The sequence below is a fragment of the Pseudomonas sp. NBRC 111143 genome, assembly GCF_001320965.1.
Taxonomy (GTDB): Bacteria; Pseudomonadota; Gammaproteobacteria; order Pseudomonadales; family Pseudomonadaceae; genus Aquipseudomonas; species Aquipseudomonas machongensis.
This window is the reverse complement of record NZ_BCBT01000083.1, coordinates 1-19327: the sequence shown is the minus strand read 5'-3', so window position 1 is coordinate 19327 and position 19327 is coordinate 1. Positions and strand designations below refer to the sequence as shown.

The window sequence follows — 19327 nt, the reverse complement described above, 5'->3', positions numbered from 1 at the left end:
CCGGAAAACTTAAACTCGGCGCATTAGTTGCACTTGTCGTCGGCTCGATGATTGGTGGCGGGATCTTCTCCCTGCCGCAAAACATGGCCGCCAGCGCAGGCGTCGGTGCCGTGCTGATCGGCTGGGCCATCACCGCCGTCGGCATGCTCACCCTGGCCTTCGTGTTCCAGACCCTGGCCAACCGCAAACCCGACCTCGATGGTGGCGTGTACGCCTATGCCAAGGCCGGCTTTGGCGACTACATGGGCTTCTCGTCAGCCTGGGGCTACTGGATCAGTGCCTGGCTGGGCAACGTCGGCTACTTCGTCCTGCTGTTCAGCACCCTGGGGTACTTCTTCCCGGTCTTCGGTGAAGGCAATACCCCGGCGGCAGTGATCGGCGCATCTTTGCTACTGTGGGGTGTGCACTTCCTGGTCCTGCGCGGCATCAAGGAGGCGGCGTTCATCAACCTGGTCACCACCGTGGCCAAAGTCGTGCCACTGGCGCTGTTCGCGCTGATCTGCCTGTTCGCCTTCAAGCTCGATGTGTTCACCGCCGACATCTGGGGCCTGGGCTCGCCCGACCTCGGCAGCGTAATGGATCAGGTGCGCAACATGATGCTGGTCACCGTGTGGGTGTTCATCGGCATCGAGGGCGCAAGCATCTTCTCCTCGCGGGCGGAAAAACGCTCCGACGTGGGCAAGGCCACGGTCATCGGTTTCATCACCGTGCTGCTGTTCCTGGTGCTGGTCAACGTGCTGTCGATGGGCGTGATGACCCAGCCGGAGCTGGCCAAGCTGCAGAACCCGTCGATGGCCGCGGTGCTGGAGCATGTGGTCGGTCACTGGGGTGCGGTGCTGATCAGCGTCGGCCTGATCATCTCGCTGCTGGGGGCACTGCTGTCGTGGGTGCTGCTGTGCGCGGAGATCATGTTCGCCGCCGCCAAGGACCATACCATGCCCGAGTTCCTGCGCCGCGAGAACGCCAACCAGGTCCCGGCCAACGCCCTGTGGCTGACCAATGCCATGGTGCAGATCTTCCTGGTCATCACCCTGTTCTCCAACAGCACCTACCTGTCGCTGATCTACCTCGCCACCTCGATGATCCTGGTGCCCTACCTGTGGTCGGCGGCCTACGCGGTACTGCTGGCGGTGCGCAGCGAAACCTACGAACAGGCCCTCGCCGAACGCAAGAAGGACCTGATCATCGGCGGTATCGCCCTGTTGTACGCGATCTGGCTGCTGTATGCCGGAGGCGTGAAGTACCTGCTGCTGTCGGCCCTGCTCTACGCCCCTGGCGCGATCCTGTTCGCCAAGGCCAAGCGCGAGGTCGGCCAACCGATTTTCACCAACGTGGAAAAACTGATCTTCGCCGCGGTGATCGTCGGCGCCCTGGTGGCGGCCTACGGGCTGTACGACGGCTTCCTGACCCTTTGACCACGTCTTCGTATGATTGGAGGAATCATCATGTCCACGGAAAAACAGAAATACGGCGTGCATTCCGAAGCCGGCAAGCTACGCAAGGTGATGGTCTGCGCCCCGGGACTGGCGCACAAGCGACTGACCCCCAGCAACTGCGATGAACTGCTCTTCGACGACGTGATCTGGGTCGACCAGGCCAAGCGTGACCATTTCGACTTCGTCACCAAGATGCGCGAGCGCGGCGTCGATGTGCTGGAAATGCACAACCTGCTGACCGACATCGTGCAGAACAAGGAGGCCCTGGCGTGGATTCTCGATCGCAAGATCACCCCCAATACCGTCGGCGTTGGCCTGACCAATGAAGTGCGCAGCTGGCTCGAAGGCCTCGATCCGCGCCACCTGGCCGAGTTCCTGATAGGCGGCGTGGCCGGCCAGGACCTGCCGCAGAGCGAAGGCGCCGATGTGGTGAAGATGTACAACGACTACCTCGGCCACTCCAGCTTCATCCTGCCACCCCTGCCCAACACCCAGTTCACCCGCGACACCACCTGCTGGATCTACGGCGGCGTCACGCTGAACCCGATGTACTGGCCGGCACGACGCCAGGAAACCTTGCTGACCACTGCCGTGTACAAGTTCCACAAGGAATTCACCGGCGCCGACTTCCAGGTCTGGTACGGCGACCCTGACAAGGAGCACGGCAGCGCCACCCTGGAAGGCGGCGACGTCATGCCGATCGGCAAGGGCATCGTGCTCATCGGCATGGGCGAGCGCACCTCGCGCCAGGCCATCGGCCAACTGGCGCAGAACCTGTTCGCCAAGGGCGCAGTGGAAAAGGTCATCGTCGCCGGCCTGCCCAAGTCGCGTGCCGCGATGCACCTGGACACCGTGTTCAGCTTCTGCGACCGCGACCTGGTCACGGTCTTCCCGGAAGTGGTGCGCGAGATCGTGCCGTTCATCATCCGTCCCGACGAAAGCAAGCCCTACGGCATGGATGTGCGCCGTGAAAACAAGTCGTTCATCGAGGTGGTCGGCGAGCAGCTCGGGGTGAAGCTGCGCGTGGTCGAGACCGGCGGCAACAGCTTCGCCGCCGAACGCGAGCAATGGGATGACGGCAACAACGTGGTGGCCCTGGAGCCAGGCGTGGTCATCGGCTACGACCGCAACACCTACACCAACACATTGCTGCGCAAGGCCGGGATCGAGGTCATCACCATCAGCGCCGGTGAACTGGGCCGAGGCCGCGGCGGCGGCCACTGCATGACCTGCCCGATCGTGCGCGACCCTATCGACTACTAACGCCCTCAATCCGGCCCACGCTTACGAGGCGCGGGCCGGGCACTCACCGCATTCAAGGAGACACTGTCATGGCGTTCAACATCCACAACCGCAACCTGCTCAGCCTCGAGCACCACACCACCCGTGAGCTGCGCTACCTGCTGGACCTCTCCCGCGATCTCAAGCGCGCCAAGTACACCGGCACCGAGCAGCAGCACCTGAAGGGCAACAACATTGCGCTGATCTTCGAGAAGACCTCGACCCGCACCCGCTGCGCCTTCGAAGTCGCCGCCTACGACCAGGGCGCCAACGTCACCTACATCGACCCCAACTCCTCGCAGATCGGCCACAAGGAGAGCATGAAGGACACCGCCCGCGTGCTCGGGCGCATGTACGACGCCATCGAGTACCGCGGCTTCAAGCAGGAGATCGTCGAAGAACTGGCCAAGTTCGCCGGCGTGCCGGTGTTCAACGGCCTGACCGACGAATACCACCCAACCCAGATGATCGCCGACGTGCTGACCATGCGCGAACACAGCGACAAGCCGCTGCACGACATCAGCTACGCCTACCTGGGCGATGCGCGCAACAACATGGGCAACTCGCTGCTGCTGATCGGTGCCAAGCTCGGCATGGACGTGCGCATCGCCGCGCCCAAGGCGCTGTGGCCGCATGACGACCTGGTGCAGCGCTGCAAGCAGTACGCCGAGGAAAGCGGCGCGCGCATCACCCTCACCGAAGACCCGAAGGCGGCGGTCAAGGGCGTCGATTTCGTCCATACCGACGTCTGGGTGTCGATGGGAGAACCTGTGGATGCCTGGGGCGAGCGCATCGAACAACTGCTGCCCTATCAGGTGAACAAGGAACTGATGAAAGCCACCGGTAACCCGCGCAGCAAGTTCATGCACTGCCTGCCGGCGTTCCACAACTCCGAGACCAAGGTCGGCAAGCAGATCGCCGAGAAATACCCGCACCTGGCCAACGGCATCGAAGTGACCGATGACGTGTTCGAGTCACCAGCGTGCATCGCCTTCGAGCAAGCGGAGAACCGCATGCACACGATCAAGGCGATCCTGGTATCGACCCTGGCTGATCTCTGACGGCAACCCCTGCAGGGGCGGGCTTTTGTGGGAGCGGGTTTACCCGCGAACACCGGCATAACCGGTGCCATGCACCGCGTCGCTGGCTTCGCGGGTAAACCCGCTCCCACAGGCCTTGCCCGACCCTTGAACATTTTCTGAAGGACATTTCCCCATGCGTATCGTTGTTGCACTGGGCGGCAACGCCCTCCTGCGCCGCGGCGAGCCAATGACTGCCGACAACCAGCGCACCAATATCCGCACTGCCACCGAGCAGATCGCCAAGATCCACCCCGGCAACGAACTGGTCATAGCCCACGGCAATGGCCCGCAGGTCGGCTTGCTGTCGCTCCAGGGCCAGGCCTACAAGCCCGACGAAGCCTACCCGCTGGACGTGCTCGGTGCCGAGACCGAAGGCATGATCGGGTACATGATCGAACAGGAGCTGGGCAACCTGCTCGACTTCGAGGTGCCCTTCGCCACCCTGCTGACGCAAGTCGAGGTCGACGCCAACGACCCGGCCTTCAAGGATCCGACCAAGTTCATCGGCCCGGTCTACGCCAAGGACGAGGCCGAGCGCCTGGCCAAGGAGAAAGGCTGGGTGGTCAAGGCCGACGGCGACAAGTACCGCCGCGTGGTGGCCAGCCCCAAACCCAAGCGCATCTTCGAGATCCGCCCGATCAAGTGGCTGCTGGAAAAAAGCAGCATCGTCATCTGCGCCGGCGGCGGCGGCATCCCCACGATGTACGACGAAAACCGCAAGCTCAAAGGCATCGAGGCGGTGATCGACAAGGACCTGTGCTCGGCGCTGCTGGCCGAGCAACTGGACGCCGACCTGCTGATCATCGCCACCGATGTCGATGCCGCCTACATCGATTTCGGCAAGCCGACGCAAAAAGCCATTGCCCAGGCGCATCCTGACGAGCTGGAAAAACTCGGCTTCGCAGCGGGCTCGATGGGGCCGAAGGTGCAGGCCGCCTGCGATTTCGCCCGCAACACGGGCAAGGTCGCGGTGATCAGCTCGCTGGAAAACATCGAAGAGATCGTCAAGGGCACTGCCGGTACGCGGGTGTCGACCGCCAAGCCAGGTATCAGCTACCGTTGAGTGCAGTTGGCCGGTGCACGGCGCCGGCCATTTTCAACCTTCCGGAGGACGCCATCATGGCCCAGTACCATCCTGGTCATGTTCATATCGAGCGCACGGCGCTGAACAAGAATGACCACAGCTACGACCTCAACATCGAGTACGAAGCCACCCAGGATCCCACGGAAGGCCGCGGTATCCAGTTCCGCATGCATGGCAGCATCGAAGGCAAGTCTGTCGACGAGAAGTTCTTCCTGGCCAAGGACCAGGTACTGCCGAGCTTCCTCATGCAGTTGAGCCGCAAGGCCCAGTCGTACCTGCCGGCGCCGAAGAAATTCGAAAACCTGGGCTCGCCGCACAAGCTCTACGACTATATGTTCGAGGACATCCGCCAGAAGCTGGATGTGAAGTCCGGGGATCCGATCAAGCCTGAACACCTGGGTAATACCTGATACCGCCATCGCCGGGCAGGCCCGCTCGCACAGGAACGCTGGAATACCTGTGCAAGCGGCGGTTCGGCGCCCCGACTTGTCCCGTGATTGGGCCTTCCCCCTCGCCAATGGCATACTGGCGCCCTTTCCCCCACGCCCGTTGCCCCCATGCGCATCCACGTCAGCTTCATCGACCGCGTCGGCATCACCCAGGAAGTCCTGGCCCTGCTCGGTGCCCGCAACCTCAACCTCGATGCCGTGGAAATGGTGCCACCGAACGTCTACATCGACGCTCCCACGCTCAGCCCCGCCGTGCTCGAAGAGTTGCACGATGCGCTGTTCGAGGTGCGCGGCGTGCAGTCGGTGGAAGTGGTCGATATCCTCCCCGGCCAGCGCCGACACCTGCAACTCGACGCCCTGCTCGCGGCCATGAGCGACCCGGTGCTGGCGGTGGACAGCGCTGGCAAGGTGCTGCTGGCCAACCCGGCGCTGATCGCCCTGTGCGGACGCGAATCGGCCGGTCGCTCAGTGGGCGAGCTGTTTGGCGACAGCGGGCTGCTCCAGGCCTTGCTCGACAACAACTTCCACTTGCCGATGCGCGAGATGCAGCTCAATGGCCAGAGCCTGCTGCTGGATGCAACGCCGATCACCAATGCCGGCGGCCTGCTCACCCTGTATCCGCCCAATCGCATGGGCGAACGTCTCTCGGCGCTGCACCATGATCACGCCGAAGGCTTCGATGCCCTGCTCGGCGACTCCCCGGCGATCCGCACCCTCAAGGCCCGCGCCCTGCGCGTCGCCACACTCGATGCGCCCTTGCTGGTGCACGGCGAGACCGGCACTGGCAAGGAGCTGGTAGCCCGCGCCTGCCACACCATCAGCAGTCGTCACGCAGCACCTTTCCTCGCACTGAACTGCGCCGCGCTACCCGAAAGCCTGGCCGAGAGCGAACTGTTCGGCTATGCCCCGGGCGCCTTCACCGGCGCACAACGTGGCGGCAAGCCAGGGCTGATGGAGCTGGCCAACCAGGGCACGGTGTTTCTCGACGAGATCGGCGAGATGTCGCCCTACCTGCAGGCCAAGCTGCTGCGCTTTCTCAGCGACGGCAGCTTTCGCCGGGTCGGTGGCGACCGTGAGGTGAAGGTGGACGTGCGTATCATCAGCGCGACCCACCGCGATCTCGAACGCATGGTCGCCGAAGGCACCTTCCGCGAAGACTTGTTCTACCGCCTGAACGTGCTCAACCTGCAGGTCCCGCCGCTGCGCGAACGCGGCCAGGACATCCTGTCGCTGGCGCACTTCTTCATGCAGCAGGCCTGCACGCAGATCCAGCGCCCTCCGTGCCGCCTGACACCAGCCACCCATCCGGCACTGCTGGCCAACCCCTGGCCAGGCAACGTGCGCCAGTTGCAGAACGTGATCTTCCGCGCGGCGGCAATCTGCGAGAGCAATCTGGTGGATATCGGTGACCTGGATATTGCCGGTACCTCGGTGGCGCGTGGCCAGGATGGCGAGGTGAGCAGCCTGGAGCAGGCGGTGGGCGACTTCGAGCGCGAGCTGCTGCAGCGCCTGTATGCGAGCTACCCTTCGACTCGACAGCTGGCGGGAAGGCTGCAGACATCGCATACCGCGATTGCGCAGCGGCTTCGCAAATACGGGATTCCAGCCAAGGTTTGACTAACACAAGGTACACCTGCACCTAAACGTATCGAAATCATTACATCGTAATGATTTCGATACAAGCCGACTTGGGTGCAGTTATCCAAGGGTTTGATCCCTCGACGCTTTCGTTTACACCCTACGCTGTATCGATTTCATTACATAGTAGGATTGGTCCGTCTGTAAAAATCAGTTAAGTAGCTGATTTATAAGAAATTTATTCTCATGGCCGCATTATTGCTTAGGGAAATCCACCCAAGAGCGCGGACCCACCGCGCCCAACGCCCTGCTTCCCGAGGATTTCCCATGAGCGAGTTGCGTTTCACCGAAGATCACGAATGGCTGCGCGTCGAAGCTGACGGCAGCGTCACCGTAGGTATCACCGCCTATGCCCAGAACGCCCTTGGCGATGTGGTCTTCGTGCAACTGCCGGACCTGCAGCAGTATGAAAAAGGCGCCGAAGCCTCCACCGTCGAGTCGGTCAAGGCTGCCAGCGGCGTGTACATGCCGCTGACCGGTGAAGTGGTCGCGGTCAACGAAGGTCTCAACGACAACCCCGAGCAGGTCAACGAAGACCCGCTGGGCGAAGGCTGGTTCTTCCGCTTCGTTCCTGCAGACATGAGCGAGGTGACCGCCCTGCTCGACCAGGATGCCTACGACCGCCTGCTCAAAGCCAACGACGACGCCTGAGGACCACGACCATGACCATCAACCTCGGCACCGCCAACGAATTCATCGCCCGTCACATCGGCCCACGCAGCGCCGACGAACAGGCCATGCTGACCACCCTGGGCTTCGACTCTCTCGACGCCATGACCGCCGCCGTCATTCCCGACAGCATCAAGGGCACCAGCGTGCTCGGTGACGCCGACGGCCAGAGCGAGGCCGATGCCCTCGCCGCCCTCAAGACGATCGCCGGCAAGAACCAACTGTTCAAGAGCTTCATCGGCCAGGGCTACTACAACACCCACACCCCAGCGCCGATCCTGCGCAACCTCCTGGAAAACCCGGCCTGGTACACCGCCTACACCCCTTACCAGCCGGAAATCTCCCAGGGTCGCCTGGAAGCGCTGCTGAACTTCCAGACCCTGATCAGCGACCTCACCGGCCTGCCGATCGCCAACGCCTCGCTGCTCGACGAAGCCACCGCCGCTGCCGAGGCCATGACCTTCTGCAAACGCCTGTCGAAGAACAAGGGCAGCCATGCCTTCTTCGCCTCCGTGCATTGCCACCCGCAAACCCTCGACGTGCTGCGTACCCGTGCCGAGCCGCTGGGCATCGAGGTCGTGGTCGGTGACGAGCGTGAGCTGGGCGATGTCAGCGCCTTCTTCGGTGCCCTGCTGCAATACCCGGCAAGCAACGGTGATGTGTTCGACTACCGCGAGCTGGTACAGCGCCTGCACGGCGCCGGTGCCCTGGTGGCCGTGGCCGCCGACCTGCTGGCCCTGACCCTGCTGACCCCTCCGGGCGAATTCGACGCCGACGTGGCCATCGGCAGTGCCCAGCGCTTCGGCGTACCGCTGGGCTTCGGCGGCCCGCACGCGGCCTACTTCGCCACCCGGGATGCGTTCAAGCGTGACATGCCGGGCCGCCTGGTCGGCGTTTCGATCGACCGCTTCGGCAAGACCGCACTGCGCCTAGCCATGCAAACCCGCGAGCAACACATCCGCCGCGAAAAGGCCACCAGCAACATCTGCACCGCACAGGTCCTGCTGGCCAACATCGCCAGTATGTACGCCGTCTACCACGGCCCGGCCGGCCTCAAGCGCATCGCTGAACGTACCCACGCCCTCACCGCGATCCTCGCTGTGGGTCTGGCCAAGCTCGGCGCCAAGGTCGTCACCGGTGAATTCTTCGACACCGTGACCCTGGCCACCGGTGCCGCCACCGCCAACCTGCACGAGCAAGCGCGCGCCAAGGGCTTGAACCTGCGCCAGGTCGACACCGCGCACTTGGGGCTGTCGCTGGACGAAACCAGCACCCAGGCAGATGTCGAGGCACTCTGGGCATTATTCGCCAATGGCCAGGCGCTGCCGGACTTCGCTACCCTCGCAGCCAACCACAGCCCGCGCCTGCCAGCTGCACTGGTGCGCCAATCGGCGATCCTCGAGCACCCGGTGTTCAACCGCTACCACAGCGAAACCGAACTGATGCGCTACCTGCGCCGCCTGGCCGACAAGGACTTGGCGCTGGATCGCAGCATGATCCCGCTGGGCTCGTGCACCATGAAGCTCAATGCTGCCAGCGAAATGATTCCGGTCACCTGGGCCGAGTTCGGCAACCTGCACCCCTTCGCCCCGGCCGAGCAGAGCCAGGGCTACCTGCAGATGACCACCGAACTGGAAGCCATGCTCTGCGCCGCCACCGGCTACGATGCCGTGTCGCTGCAGCCCAACGCCGGTTCCCAGGGCGAGTACGCAGGCCTGCTGGCGATCCGCGCCTACCACCGCAGCCGCGGCGAAAGCCACCGCGACATCTGCCTGATCCCGTCGTCGGCACACGGTACCAACCCGGCCACCGCACACATGGCCGGCATGCGCGTGGTGGTCACCGCCTGCGACGCCCGGGGCAACGTCGACATCGACGACCTGCGCGCCAAGGCCCTCGAACACCGCGAGCGCCTGGCCGCGATCATGATCACCTACCCCTCGACCCACGGCGTGTTCGAGGAAGCGATCGGCGAGATCTGCGCGATCATTCACGACAACGGCGGCCAGGTGTACATCGATGGCGCCAACATGAACGCCATGGTCGGCCTGTGCGCTCCGGGCAAGTTCGGTGGCGACGTGTCGCACCTCAACCTGCACAAGACCTTCTGCATCCCCCACGGCGGTGGCGGCCCGGGCGTCGGCCCGATCGGCGTCAAGTCGCACCTGGCGCCGTTCCTGCCCGGCCATGCCGCGCTGGAAAACACTGCCGGTGCGGTCTGCGCTGCGCCGTTCGGCAGCGCCAGCATCCTGCCGATCACCTGGATGTACATTCGCATGATGGGTGGCGCAGGCCTCAAGCGTGCGTCGCAGATGGCGATCCTCAACGCCAACTACATCGCCCGTCGCCTGGAAGAGCACTATCCTGTGCTGTACACCGGTGGCAACGGCCTGGTCGCCCACGAATGCATCCTCGACCTGCGTCCGCTCAAGGACACCAGCGGCATCAGCGTCGATGACGTGGCCAAGCGTTTGATCGACTTCGGCTTCCATGCTCCGACCATGTCGTTCCCGGTGGCGGGCACGCTGATGATCGAACCGACCGAAAGCGAGTCCAAGGAAGAACTGGACCGTTTCTGCGATGCGATGATCCAGATCCGCGAAGAGATTCGCGCCGTGGAGAACGGCAGCCTGGACAAGGACGACAACCCGCTCAAGAACGCCCCGCACACCGCGGCGGAACTGGTCGGCGAATGGTCGCACGGCTACAGCCGCGAGCAGGCGGTTTATCCGCTGCCGAGCCTGGTCGAAAGCAAGTACTGGCCACCGGTCGGTCGGGTCGACAACGTGTACGGCGACCGCAACCTGGTCTGCGCCTGCCCGTCGATCGAGAGCTATCAGGACGTCTGATAGTCCTCGGCCCGCCCTCTGATAGAGGTGTGTTCCTCTGTGGGAGCGGGCTTGCCCGCGAATGCGATGTTGGCCATACCGACGCATTCGCGGGCAAGCCCGCTCCCACAGGGTTCAGCATCTGCCCAACCCACCTGGCAGGAGGTCATCATGTCTTTGAGCGTCTTCGACCTGTTCAAGATCGGCATCGGCCCCTCCAGTTCGCACACGGTCGGCCCGATGCGCGCCGCCGCGCGCTTCGCCGAGGGCCTGCGGCGCGATGGCCTGCTGGCCAGCACGGCCAGCGTCAAGGCCGAGCTCTACGGCTCGCTCGGTGCGACCGGCAAGGGTCACGGCAGCGACAAGGCTGTGCTCCTGGGGCTCGAGGGGGAACACCCCGACACCGTCGACACCGAATCCATCCCCGAACGCCTGCAGGCAATCCGCGCCAGCGGCCACCTGCACCTGCTTGGCGAACACAGGATCGACTTCGTCGAGAAACAGCACCTGGCGATGATCCGCAAGCCACTGGACTACCACCCCAATGGCATGATCTTCCGTGCCTTCGATGCTGCCGGGCTGCAGATCCGCAGCCGCGAGTACTACTCGGTGGGCGGCGGCTTCGTCGTCGACCAGGACGCAGCCGGCCAGGACCGCATCGTCGAAGACAACACCGCCCTGCCCTACCCTTTCACGACGGCCAGGCAACTGCTTGGCCATTGCGTCGAGCAGCACCTGTCGTTCAGCCAGGTGATGCTCGCCAACGAAGCCGCCTGGCGCCCCGAACAGGAAACCCGAGCCGGCCTGCTGCGCATCTGGCAGGTCATGCAGGATTGCGTCGAAGCGGGCTGTCGCCATGAGGGCATCCTGCCGGGCGGCCTCAAGGTCAAGCGCCGCGCCCCTGCCTTGCACCGCCAGCTCAGCCGACACCCGGAAGCCAGCCTGCGCGATGCGCTGTCGGTACTCGATTGGGTCAACCTCTACGCCCTGGCGGTCAACGAGGAAAACGCCTATGGCGGACGCGTCGTCACCGCACCGACCAACGGCGCGGCGGGTATCGTCCCGGCGGTGCTGCACTACTACATGCGTTTCGTTCCCGGCGCCAGCGAAGACGGCGTGGTGCGTTTTCTGCTCACCGCGGCCGCCATCGGCATCCTCTACAAGGAGAACGCCTCGATTTCCGGCGCCGAGGTCGGCTGCCAGGGCGAAGTGGGGGTGGCGTGCTCGATGGCGGCGGGCGCCCTCTGCGAAGTCATGGGCGGCACCCCGCAACAGGTGGAGAACGCCGCCGAGATCGGCATGGAACACAACCTGGGCCTGACCTGCGACCCGATCGGTGGGCTGGTCCAGGTGCCCTGCATCGAGCGCAACGCCATGGGCTCGGTCAAGGCGATCAACGCCGTGCGCATGGCCCTGCGCGGCGACGGGCAGCACTTCGTCTCGCTCGACAAGGTCATCCGCACCATGCGCCAGACCGGCGCCGACATGAAAAGCAAGTACAAGGAGACCGCCCGCGGCGGTCTGGCCGTCAACATCATCGAATGTTGACCCGAACAAAAACCAAGGAGTTACCGATGTCCGATACGTTGCTCAAGACCCCGCTGCACGCCCTTCACCTGGAGCTGGGCGCGCGCATGGTGCCGTTCGCAGGCTTCGACATGCCCGTGCAGTATCCGCTGGGTGTGCTCAAGGAACACCTGCATACCCGCGAGCAGGCCGGTCTGTTCGATGTGTCGCACATGGGCCAGATCGTGCTGCGTGGCAGCGACGCGGCCAAGGCTTTGGAAAGCCTGGTGCCAGTAGACATCATCGACCTGCCGGTGGGCATGCAGCGCTACGCCATGTTCACCAATGAGCAAGGAGGCATCCTCGACGACCTGATGGTGGCCAACCTGGGCGACGACACACTGTTCCTGGTGGTCAATGCCGCCTGCAAGGATCAGGACCTGGCTCACCTGCAAAAGCACATCGGCCAGCACTGCGAGATCCAGCCCTTGTTCGAGGAGCGCGCCCTGCTCGCCTTGCAGGGCCCGGCTGCGGTCAAGGTGCTGGAGCGCCTGGCGCCGGAAGTGGCCGGCATGACCTTCATGCAGTTCCGCCCGTTGCAGTTGCTGGGCGAGGACTGCTTCGTCAGCCGCTCGGGCTACACCGGCGAGGACGGCTACGAAATCTCGGTACCGGCCACTGCTGCCGAAGCCCTGGCTCGACGCCTGCTGGCCGAGCCTGAGGTGCAGCCGATCGGCCTGGGTGCCCGCGACTCGCTGCGCCTGGAAGCCGGCCTGTGCCTGTACGGCCACGACATGGACACCGAGACTACGCCGATCGAGGCCAGCCTGTTGTGGGCGATCTCCAAGGTTCGTCGCGCCGAGGGAGCACGGGCCGGTGGTTTCCCGGGCGCCACCCGCGTATTTGCCCAACAGCAGCAGGGCGTGAGCCGCAAACGCGTGGGCCTGCTGCCACAGGAACGCACGCCGGTTCGCGAGGGCGCCGAGATTGTCGATGCGCACGGCATGCCGGTCGGCAAGGTGTGCAGCGGTGGTTTCGGCCCGACCCTCGGCGCACCCGTGGCAATGGGGTATGTCGATAACGAACATGCAGCGCTGGAAACGCCGTTGTTTGCGGTCGTGCGCGGCAAACAAGTTGCCCTGAAAGTCAGCAAAATGCCTTTCGTGGCGCAACGTTACTACCGGGGTTGAAAGCAATCTCACAACAGCGCGCTTATTCGGTTACGAACCTGCGCAATAACTTTTGAACATGGCGCCAGGCCAGGCGCCATGCCGTTTCCGACAATTTTGTCGGTAATCGGCAAAAGCCTTGATCCCTGCGCCGTGCGGGGCTTGTTTTTGTCGCTGGAGTTGGCGTAGAGTCTTCTCACTGTGTTTGCATGGGTCGCAACAGTTCGTGACCTGGGCCAGTAGCCGCAATTTGCTACAACCCGTTCGACGTCTCTTACTTTCCTGCAACCCAGCCCAGTACTCTTTCGCCGTGTGATGCGAAAGAAACTGAAATCACTATCTAAAGATTCATAGGAAATAAGAAAATGGCTGAGCGTCAGAACGGTACCGTCAAGTGGTTCAATGACGAGAAAGGTTACGGCTTCATCACCCCAGAGAGCGGTCCGGATCTGTTCGTTCACTTCCGCGCCATCCAAGGCAACGGCTTCAAGAGCCTGAAAGAAGGCCAGAAAGTCACCTTCGTTGCAGTGCAGGGCCAGAAAGGCATGCAGGCTGACGAAGTACAAGCAGAAGGCTGATTTCTGTGAAAAAGCCCCTGCGTTGACGCGCAGGGGCTTTTTTGTGCCTGCAATTTCATAGAATGAGGACTTTCCACCCGGAGCCCTCCTGCATGTCCAAGCGTTCTCTCACCCCCCAGGGCGATTTCCCGCCCGCAGGCCTGGGGCGCCGTCTGGCGGCAATGTTCTATGATTTCCTCCTGTGCACCGCCCTGCTGATCGTCACGGCAGGTGTCTACAAGTTGGTGCAGATGTCGATCATCGGCGAAGCCCGCATGCGTGAGCTGACCGACGCCGGCGCGCTCGATGGCGATCCGCTGTTGTCCACCGTCCTGTTGTTTGCCCTGTTCGGCTTCTTCGCCAAGTTCTGGACCCACGGCGGCCAGACCCTGGGCATGCAGGTGTGGGGCGTGCGTGTACAGAATGCCGACGGCAGCGCGATCAGTTTGTGGCAGGCGCTGTTGCGCTTCGTGGTGTCTATTGCTTCGTGGTTGTGCCTGGGGCTGGGGTTCATCTGGTCGTTGATCGACAAGCGCAAGCGCAGCTGGCATGACATCTACTCGGAAACCCAGTTGGTGCGGATTCCGAAGCAGAAGAAATGACCCTGGGCTGCGATAAAGCCAACTTCGAGCCACAAAAAAGCCGACCCTGGGGTCGGCTTTCTCATTCACACCTGGCTCATCATCCTGCCCGACGCAACAACCACACACCGGCCAGCGCACAGATCCCGGCCGGAATCACCACCGCCAACAGCGGCGGGAAACCGAACACCTGGCTCGACGGCCCCAGCAGGTCCTGGGCGATGCGGAACACGAAGCCCACCAGCACGCCGGTAAACACGCGCTGACCCAGGGTCACCGAGCGCAGCGGGCCGAAGATGAAGGAAATCGCCATCAGTACCAGTGCAGCGGTCACCGCGGGTTGCAGGATCTTGGTCCAGAACGCCAGCCAGTAACGGGCGTTGTTCAAACCCTGGTCGGCCAGGTAGTGGATGTATTCCCACAACCCGGTGATCGACAACGACTCGGGAGGCAGCACCACGGTATTGAGCAATTCCGGCGTCACCGACACGTCCCAGATTTCTTCCGGTGCCTGCACCACTTCGGTGTGGTCGCCACGGAAGAACGTGGTGCTGACGTCGTGCAGCACCCAGCGCTGATCCTGGTACAGCGCGCGGCGGGCGAAGCTGGAAGCGACGATCTTGCGTTGTTCGTCGAAACGGTAGCGGGTCACACCGAGCAGCAAGCCGTTGGGCTGTACCGAGTTGATGTGCACGAACTCTTCGCCCTGGCGGTGCCACATGCCGCGCTTGGAGCTTTGCGCCTCACCACCGCCCTGCGCCAGCGAGCGCTCGGCCTGGGCCTTGTTCTCGGTGACCGGTGCGACGTATTCGCCAATCAGCAGACCGACCAGCATCAGCACCAGCATCGGCTTCATCACTGCCCAGACGATACGACCGATGGACACGCCCGCAGCACGCATGATGGTCAGCTCGCTGCTGCTGGCCAGGCTGCCCAGGCCGATCAGGCAGCCGATCAGCGCAGCCATCGGCAGCATGTCATACAGCCGACGCGGCGCGGTGAGCAGCACGTAGCTGCCGGCGTCGAGCAGGGTATAGGTATCGCTCAAATCGCCCATCTCGTCGATGAAGGCGAACAGCGAGGCCAGGCCGAGGATGATCCCCAGCACGGCCAGGATGGCCAGCAGTACGCTCTGGCCGATATAGCGGTCGATCTTAACCATGGGCCACCCCCGCACGGCGCGCGGCCATCTTCAGGCGCAGCGGCTCCCAGTACATCAGCGCCAGGCCGATGAGCAGGAACAACGCGTGCACCCACCAGATGCCCAGGGAGATCGGCAACTTGCCCTTCTCGAGGGCGCCGCGAACGGAAATCAGCATCGTCAGGTAGGCCATGTACAGGAGGATCGCCGGCAGCAACTTGAGGAAGCGGCCCTGGCGCGGGTTGACCTTGGCCAGCGGCACGGCCAGCAGGGTCACGATGAATACCAGCAGCGGCAGCGACAGGCGCCATTGCAGTTCGGCGCGCTCACGCAGGCCGTCATGCCCGAACAGGTCGGTGGTCGGGATGGCTTCACGCTCGGTGACTTCCTCGCTGACCTCAGGCTTGGGCAGCAGCACACCGTAGGTGTCGTACTTGATCGCCCGATAGTCGGCCTGGCCGGGGTTGCCGTCGTAACGGTAACCGTTTTCCAGGATCAGGTAGCGGTTGCCATCAGGCTGCACCTCCTGATGGCCTTTTTCCGCCACCAGCACCGACGGTGCGCGGTCCTTGGTCTTGTCCTGGTTGAAGCGCTTCTCGGAAATGAACACCCCGCCCAGATTGACGCGGTCGTCGGACATCCGCTCGGTGTAGGTGACACGCGTGCCGTCACGCAGGGTCTGGAAACGACCCGGCACGAGCGTATCGAACTCGGTCAGGGCATCCTGCTGGGCGATGATCTTCTGCACCTGGGCCACACCTTGGGGGGCCAGGCTCAAGCTCAGCCAGGCAACCGCCAGCGCGACCAGCGCAGCCGGCGCCAGCGTCAGCGTCAGCAGACGCTGCTGACTCATGCCGGTGGCCGAGAGCACGGTCATCTCGCTTTCGAGATACAGGCGCCCATAGGCCAGCAGGATGCCGAGGAACAGGCCCAGCGGCAGGATCAGTTGCAGGAAGCCCGGCAGGCGGAAGCCCATGATCAGGAACAGCACGCCCGGGTCGAGCGCACCCTGGGCCGCCTGGGCCAGGTATTTGATGAAGCGCCCGCTCATGATGATCACCAACAGCACTGCGCTGACGGCGCTCAAGGTCACCAGGACCTCGCGGGACAGATAACGAAAGACGATCAAACCAGACACTCCTGGGTTGTCAGGGGCGGATTGCCAGACAATGACTGAGTAAAGCCAAGACCTATGCCGGTTCGCCTCAAGCGAACCTCCATCTAAAAGTGCGCGCATTATCCTGTGATTGGGCGCGCCTGTCACTTGGCGGCGCATGACAGCGGACGTCATGACCGTAAAAGTGCGACAAAGCCCCGCCATTGAAGTAGGCGCTGCCCTGCAAAAGCATAGACCGGGGTTGTCAGCAAGGCGGCGGCAGGCTCAAACTGGCCGCTTTTCAACTGGCACGCAAGCACGCGGCCAGGCCTGTCGCACTCACCCTGCGGCAGTGGCCAACAACAGAGATCATTCGGGGAACCTGACATGGAACTGGTTGTAAAGACCGTAGCCGCAGCATCCGTGAAAACCGCCACCCTGGTCGTGCCGGTCGGCGAAGGCCGCAAGCTTGGCACCGTGGCCAAGGCCGTTGATCAGGCGACCGATGGCGCCATCAGCGCTATCCTCAAGCGCGGCGACCTGGTCGGCAAGCCGGGCCAGACCCTGCTGCTGCAGAGCCTGCCAGGCCTCAAGGCCGAGCGCGTACTGCTGGTTGGCAGCGGCAAGGATGAAGCCCTGGGCGATCGTGCCTGGCGCAAGCTGATCGCCAGCGTTGCCGGGGTGCTGCGCAACCTGGCAGGCGGTGACGCCGTGCTGGCGCTGGACGACATCGCCGTGGCCAACCGCGACGGTCATTACGGCAAATATCGCCTGCTGGCCGAAACCCTGCTCGACGGCAGCTACGTGTTCGACCGTTTCAAGAGCCAGAAGGCCGAACCGCGTGCCCTGAAGAAAGTCACCCTGCTCGCCGACAAGGCCGGCCAGGCTGAAGCCGAGCGTGCGGTCAAGCATGCCACCGCCATCACCACCGGCATGAGCCTGACCCGCGACCTGGGCAACCTGCCGCCGAACATCTGCCACCCAAGCTTCCTCGCCGAGCAGGCCAAGGAACTGGGCAAGGCGCACAAGGGCCTGAAGGTCGAAGTGCTCGACGAGAAAAAGATCAAGGACCTGGGCATGGGCGCGTTCTACGCCGTCGGCCAGGGCAGCGACCAGCCACCACGCCTGATCGTCATGCAGTACCAAGGTGGCAAGAAGACCGACAAGCCATTCGTGCTGGTCGGCAAGGGCATCACCTTCGACACCGGCGGCATCAGCCTCAAACCCGGTGCCGGCATGGATGAGATGAAGTACGACATGGGCGGCGCCGCCAGCGTGTTCGGCACCCTGCGTGCGGTGCTCGAGTTGCAGTTGCCGATCAACCTGGTGTGCCTGCTGGCCTGCGCCGAGAACATGCCCAGCGGCGGCGCAACCCGCCCGGGCGACATCGTCACCACCATGAGCGGGCAGACCGTCGAGATCCTCAACACCGACGCCGAAGGCCGCCTGGTGCTGTGCGACACGCTGACCTATGCCGAGCGCTTCAAACCGCAGGCGGTGATCGACATCGCCACCCTCACCGGCGCCTGCATCGTCGCCCTGGGCAGCCACACGTCGGGCCTGATGGGCAACAGCGACGACCTGGTCGGCCAGTTGCTCGACGCTGGCAAGCGTGCCGACGACCGCGCCTGGCAACTGCCGCTGTTCGACGAGTACCAGGAACAACTGGACAGCCCGTTCGCCGACATCGCCAACATCGGCGGCCCTAAAGCCGGCACCATCACCGCGGGTTGCTTCCTGTCGCGCTTCACCAAGAACTACAGCTGGGCCCACCTGGACATCGCCGGTACCGCATGGGTCAGCGGTGGCAAGGACAAGGGTGCCACCGGCCGTCCTGTTCCGCTGCTGACCCAGTACCTGCTGGATCGCGCGGGCGTCTGACACACCAGTGCCGGCGCCCGAGTGGCGCCGGCCGGGCTGAACGAACATGAGCAAAGTCGATTTCTACATCCTGCCCACCGACTCGCTGTCGGCGCGGCTGGATTTCGCCTGCAAGCTGTGCGAAAAGGCCTGGCGCCTCGGCCACCGGGTCTACCTGCATTGCCAGGACGACGAACAGCGAAACGCACTGGATGAACGCCTGTGGCATTTCAAGGGCGAGGCTTTCGTGCCCCATGACTTGGCCGAGCAACACGCCGATGCCAGGGTCGCATTGGGCCTGGGCGACACTGCTGGCGAGCACCGCGACCTGCTGATCAACCTGGGCGGTGATGTGCCAGGGTTCGTCGGCCAGTTCGAGCGGGTCGCCGAGATCGTTGTCGAAGAGGCCTCCATTCGCCAGTTGGCCCGCGAGCGATTCCGTTTCTACCGCGAACAGGGCTATGCTCTGCAAGACCACCGCTTACAGCGACTTTGACGACGATGGACAAACCCTCCTCACTGACACAATCCGCCCACCTGCTCGACGATCTCGAGTCGATCCGCCAGTTGCTTGGCGACGCCGACCTGCAGCCGCCGCTGCTGACCGAAACGGTCGAGCAGATTCCCCTGCTGCTCGATGAGCCGGCCGGCAACGCGACAACCGCCGTCGAACCTGCCCAGGCCAGCACGCCGGAAGAAGATGCCCAGACTCGCCGCCAGGACACCCTGCTGCACCTGGACACCGAACTGCGCGCTGCGGCGCAATCGATCATGCAGGATGTGATCAACGACTTCGTTCCGCACATCGAGACCGAGGTCAAGCGTCGCCTCGAAGCGCGGATGGAGCGGTTGATCAAGCGTTCCGAGTAACACTCGCCTTTTGCGGCCTCCTTTTCGCGGGCAAGCCCGCTCCCACAGGCACACCACAGCCTCGAGAACTGTGGTGTGCC

Annotated in this window: 17 protein-coding genes; 15 read left to right on the top strand and 2 right to left on the bottom strand. The window is 63.6% G+C overall.

What is annotated here, in order from left to right:
* From arcD to APH44_RS27680, 12 genes are all read left to right on the top strand, one after another.
* Positions 1-1415: arginine-ornithine antiporter (gene arcD, locus APH44_RS27735; RefSeq protein ID WP_054895517.1), on the top strand; the 1415-nt coding region annotated here is incomplete at its 5' end.
* A 30-nt stretch (positions 1416-1445) separates the two neighbouring features.
* Complete coding sequence (gene arcA / locus APH44_RS27730; protein WP_054895516.1) at positions 1446-2699, top strand: arginine deiminase; 1254 nt, start codon at positions 1446-1448, stop codon at positions 2697-2699.
* A gap of 68 nt (positions 2700-2767) precedes the next feature.
* The gene (locus APH44_RS27725) at positions 2768-3778 is read left to right on the top strand and encodes an ornithine carbamoyltransferase (RefSeq protein WP_054895515.1); all 1011 of its coding nucleotides are present in this window, start codon (positions 2768-2770) and stop codon (positions 3776-3778) included.
* Between the two features lie 154 nt (positions 3779-3932).
* Positions 3933-4862 (top strand): carbamate kinase, encoded by a 930-nt coding sequence (gene arcC / locus APH44_RS27720; RefSeq protein ID WP_054895514.1) that lies wholly within the window; start codon positions 3933-3935, stop codon positions 4860-4862.
* A 56-nt stretch (positions 4863-4918) separates the two neighbouring features.
* Entirely contained in the window at positions 4919-5293 is a 375-nt protein-coding gene (locus APH44_RS27715) for a DUF5064 family protein (protein WP_054895513.1), read from the top strand.
* Positions 5294-5440: 147 nt separating this feature from the next.
* A complete protein-coding gene (locus tag APH44_RS27710) occupies positions 5441-6949 on the top strand; it encodes a sigma-54-dependent transcriptional regulator (RefSeq protein WP_054895512.1) in 1509 nt (502 codons plus the stop codon).
* Between the two features lie 288 nt (positions 6950-7237).
* Positions 7238-7621: a glycine cleavage system protein GcvH gene (gcvH, locus tag APH44_RS27705; protein ID WP_054895511.1), complete on the top strand. Its 384-nt coding sequence runs from the start codon at positions 7238-7240 to the stop codon at positions 7619-7621.
* 11 nt (positions 7622-7632) lie between these two features.
* Complete coding sequence (gcvP, locus tag APH44_RS27700; RefSeq protein WP_054895510.1) at positions 7633-10488, top strand: aminomethyl-transferring glycine dehydrogenase; 2856 nt, start codon at positions 7633-7635, stop codon at positions 10486-10488.
* Between the two features lie 150 nt (positions 10489-10638).
* Complete coding sequence (locus APH44_RS27695) at positions 10639-12015, top strand: L-serine ammonia-lyase (protein ID WP_054895509.1); 1377 nt, start codon at positions 10639-10641, stop codon at positions 12013-12015.
* A gap of 26 nt (positions 12016-12041) precedes the next feature.
* Positions 12042-13163 (top strand): glycine cleavage system aminomethyltransferase GcvT, encoded by a 1122-nt coding sequence (gcvT, locus tag APH44_RS27690; RefSeq protein ID WP_054895508.1) that lies wholly within the window; start codon positions 12042-12044, stop codon positions 13161-13163.
* 344 nt (positions 13164-13507) lie between these two features.
* Positions 13508-13720, top strand: a complete 213-nt coding sequence (locus APH44_RS27685; protein WP_046854299.1) for a cold-shock protein — start codon at positions 13508-13510, stop codon at positions 13718-13720.
* A 92-nt stretch (positions 13721-13812) separates the two neighbouring features.
* A complete protein-coding gene (locus tag APH44_RS27680; protein WP_054895507.1) occupies positions 13813-14301 on the top strand; it encodes an RDD family protein in 489 nt (162 codons plus the stop codon).
* A 79-nt stretch (positions 14302-14380) separates the two neighbouring features.
* On the opposite strand, the gene lptG is transcribed toward APH44_RS27680, so the two are convergent.
* Positions 14381-15442, bottom strand: a complete 1062-nt coding sequence (gene lptG / locus APH44_RS27675) for an LPS export ABC transporter permease LptG (RefSeq protein ID WP_054895506.1) — start codon at positions 15440-15442, stop codon at positions 14381-14383.
* A complete protein-coding gene (lptF, locus tag APH44_RS27670) occupies positions 15435-16550 on the bottom strand; it encodes an LPS export ABC transporter permease LptF (protein ID WP_054895505.1) in 1116 nt (371 codons plus the stop codon). Before lptF ends, lptG begins: the two co-directional genes overlap by 8 nt.
* Positions 16551-16904: 354 nt before the next feature.
* Between lptF and APH44_RS27665 the strand changes: the two genes are divergently transcribed.
* From APH44_RS27665 to APH44_RS27655, 3 genes are read left to right on the top strand one after another with little or no spacing between them, the layout of a single operon-like run.
* On the top strand, positions 16905-18398 hold the full coding sequence (locus tag APH44_RS27665; RefSeq protein ID WP_054895504.1) for a leucyl aminopeptidase: 1494 nt from the start codon (positions 16905-16907) through the stop codon (positions 18396-18398).
* Between the two features lie 46 nt (positions 18399-18444).
* Positions 18445-18873 (top strand): DNA polymerase III subunit chi, encoded by a 429-nt coding sequence (locus APH44_RS27660; protein ID WP_054895503.1) that lies wholly within the window; start codon positions 18445-18447, stop codon positions 18871-18873.
* Between the two features lie 5 nt (positions 18874-18878).
* Positions 18879-19247, top strand: coding sequence for a hypothetical protein (locus APH44_RS27655; protein ID WP_054895502.1), 369 nt, complete (start codon positions 18879-18881; stop codon positions 19245-19247).
* The last annotated feature ends 80 nt before the right edge of the window (positions 19248-19327 follow it).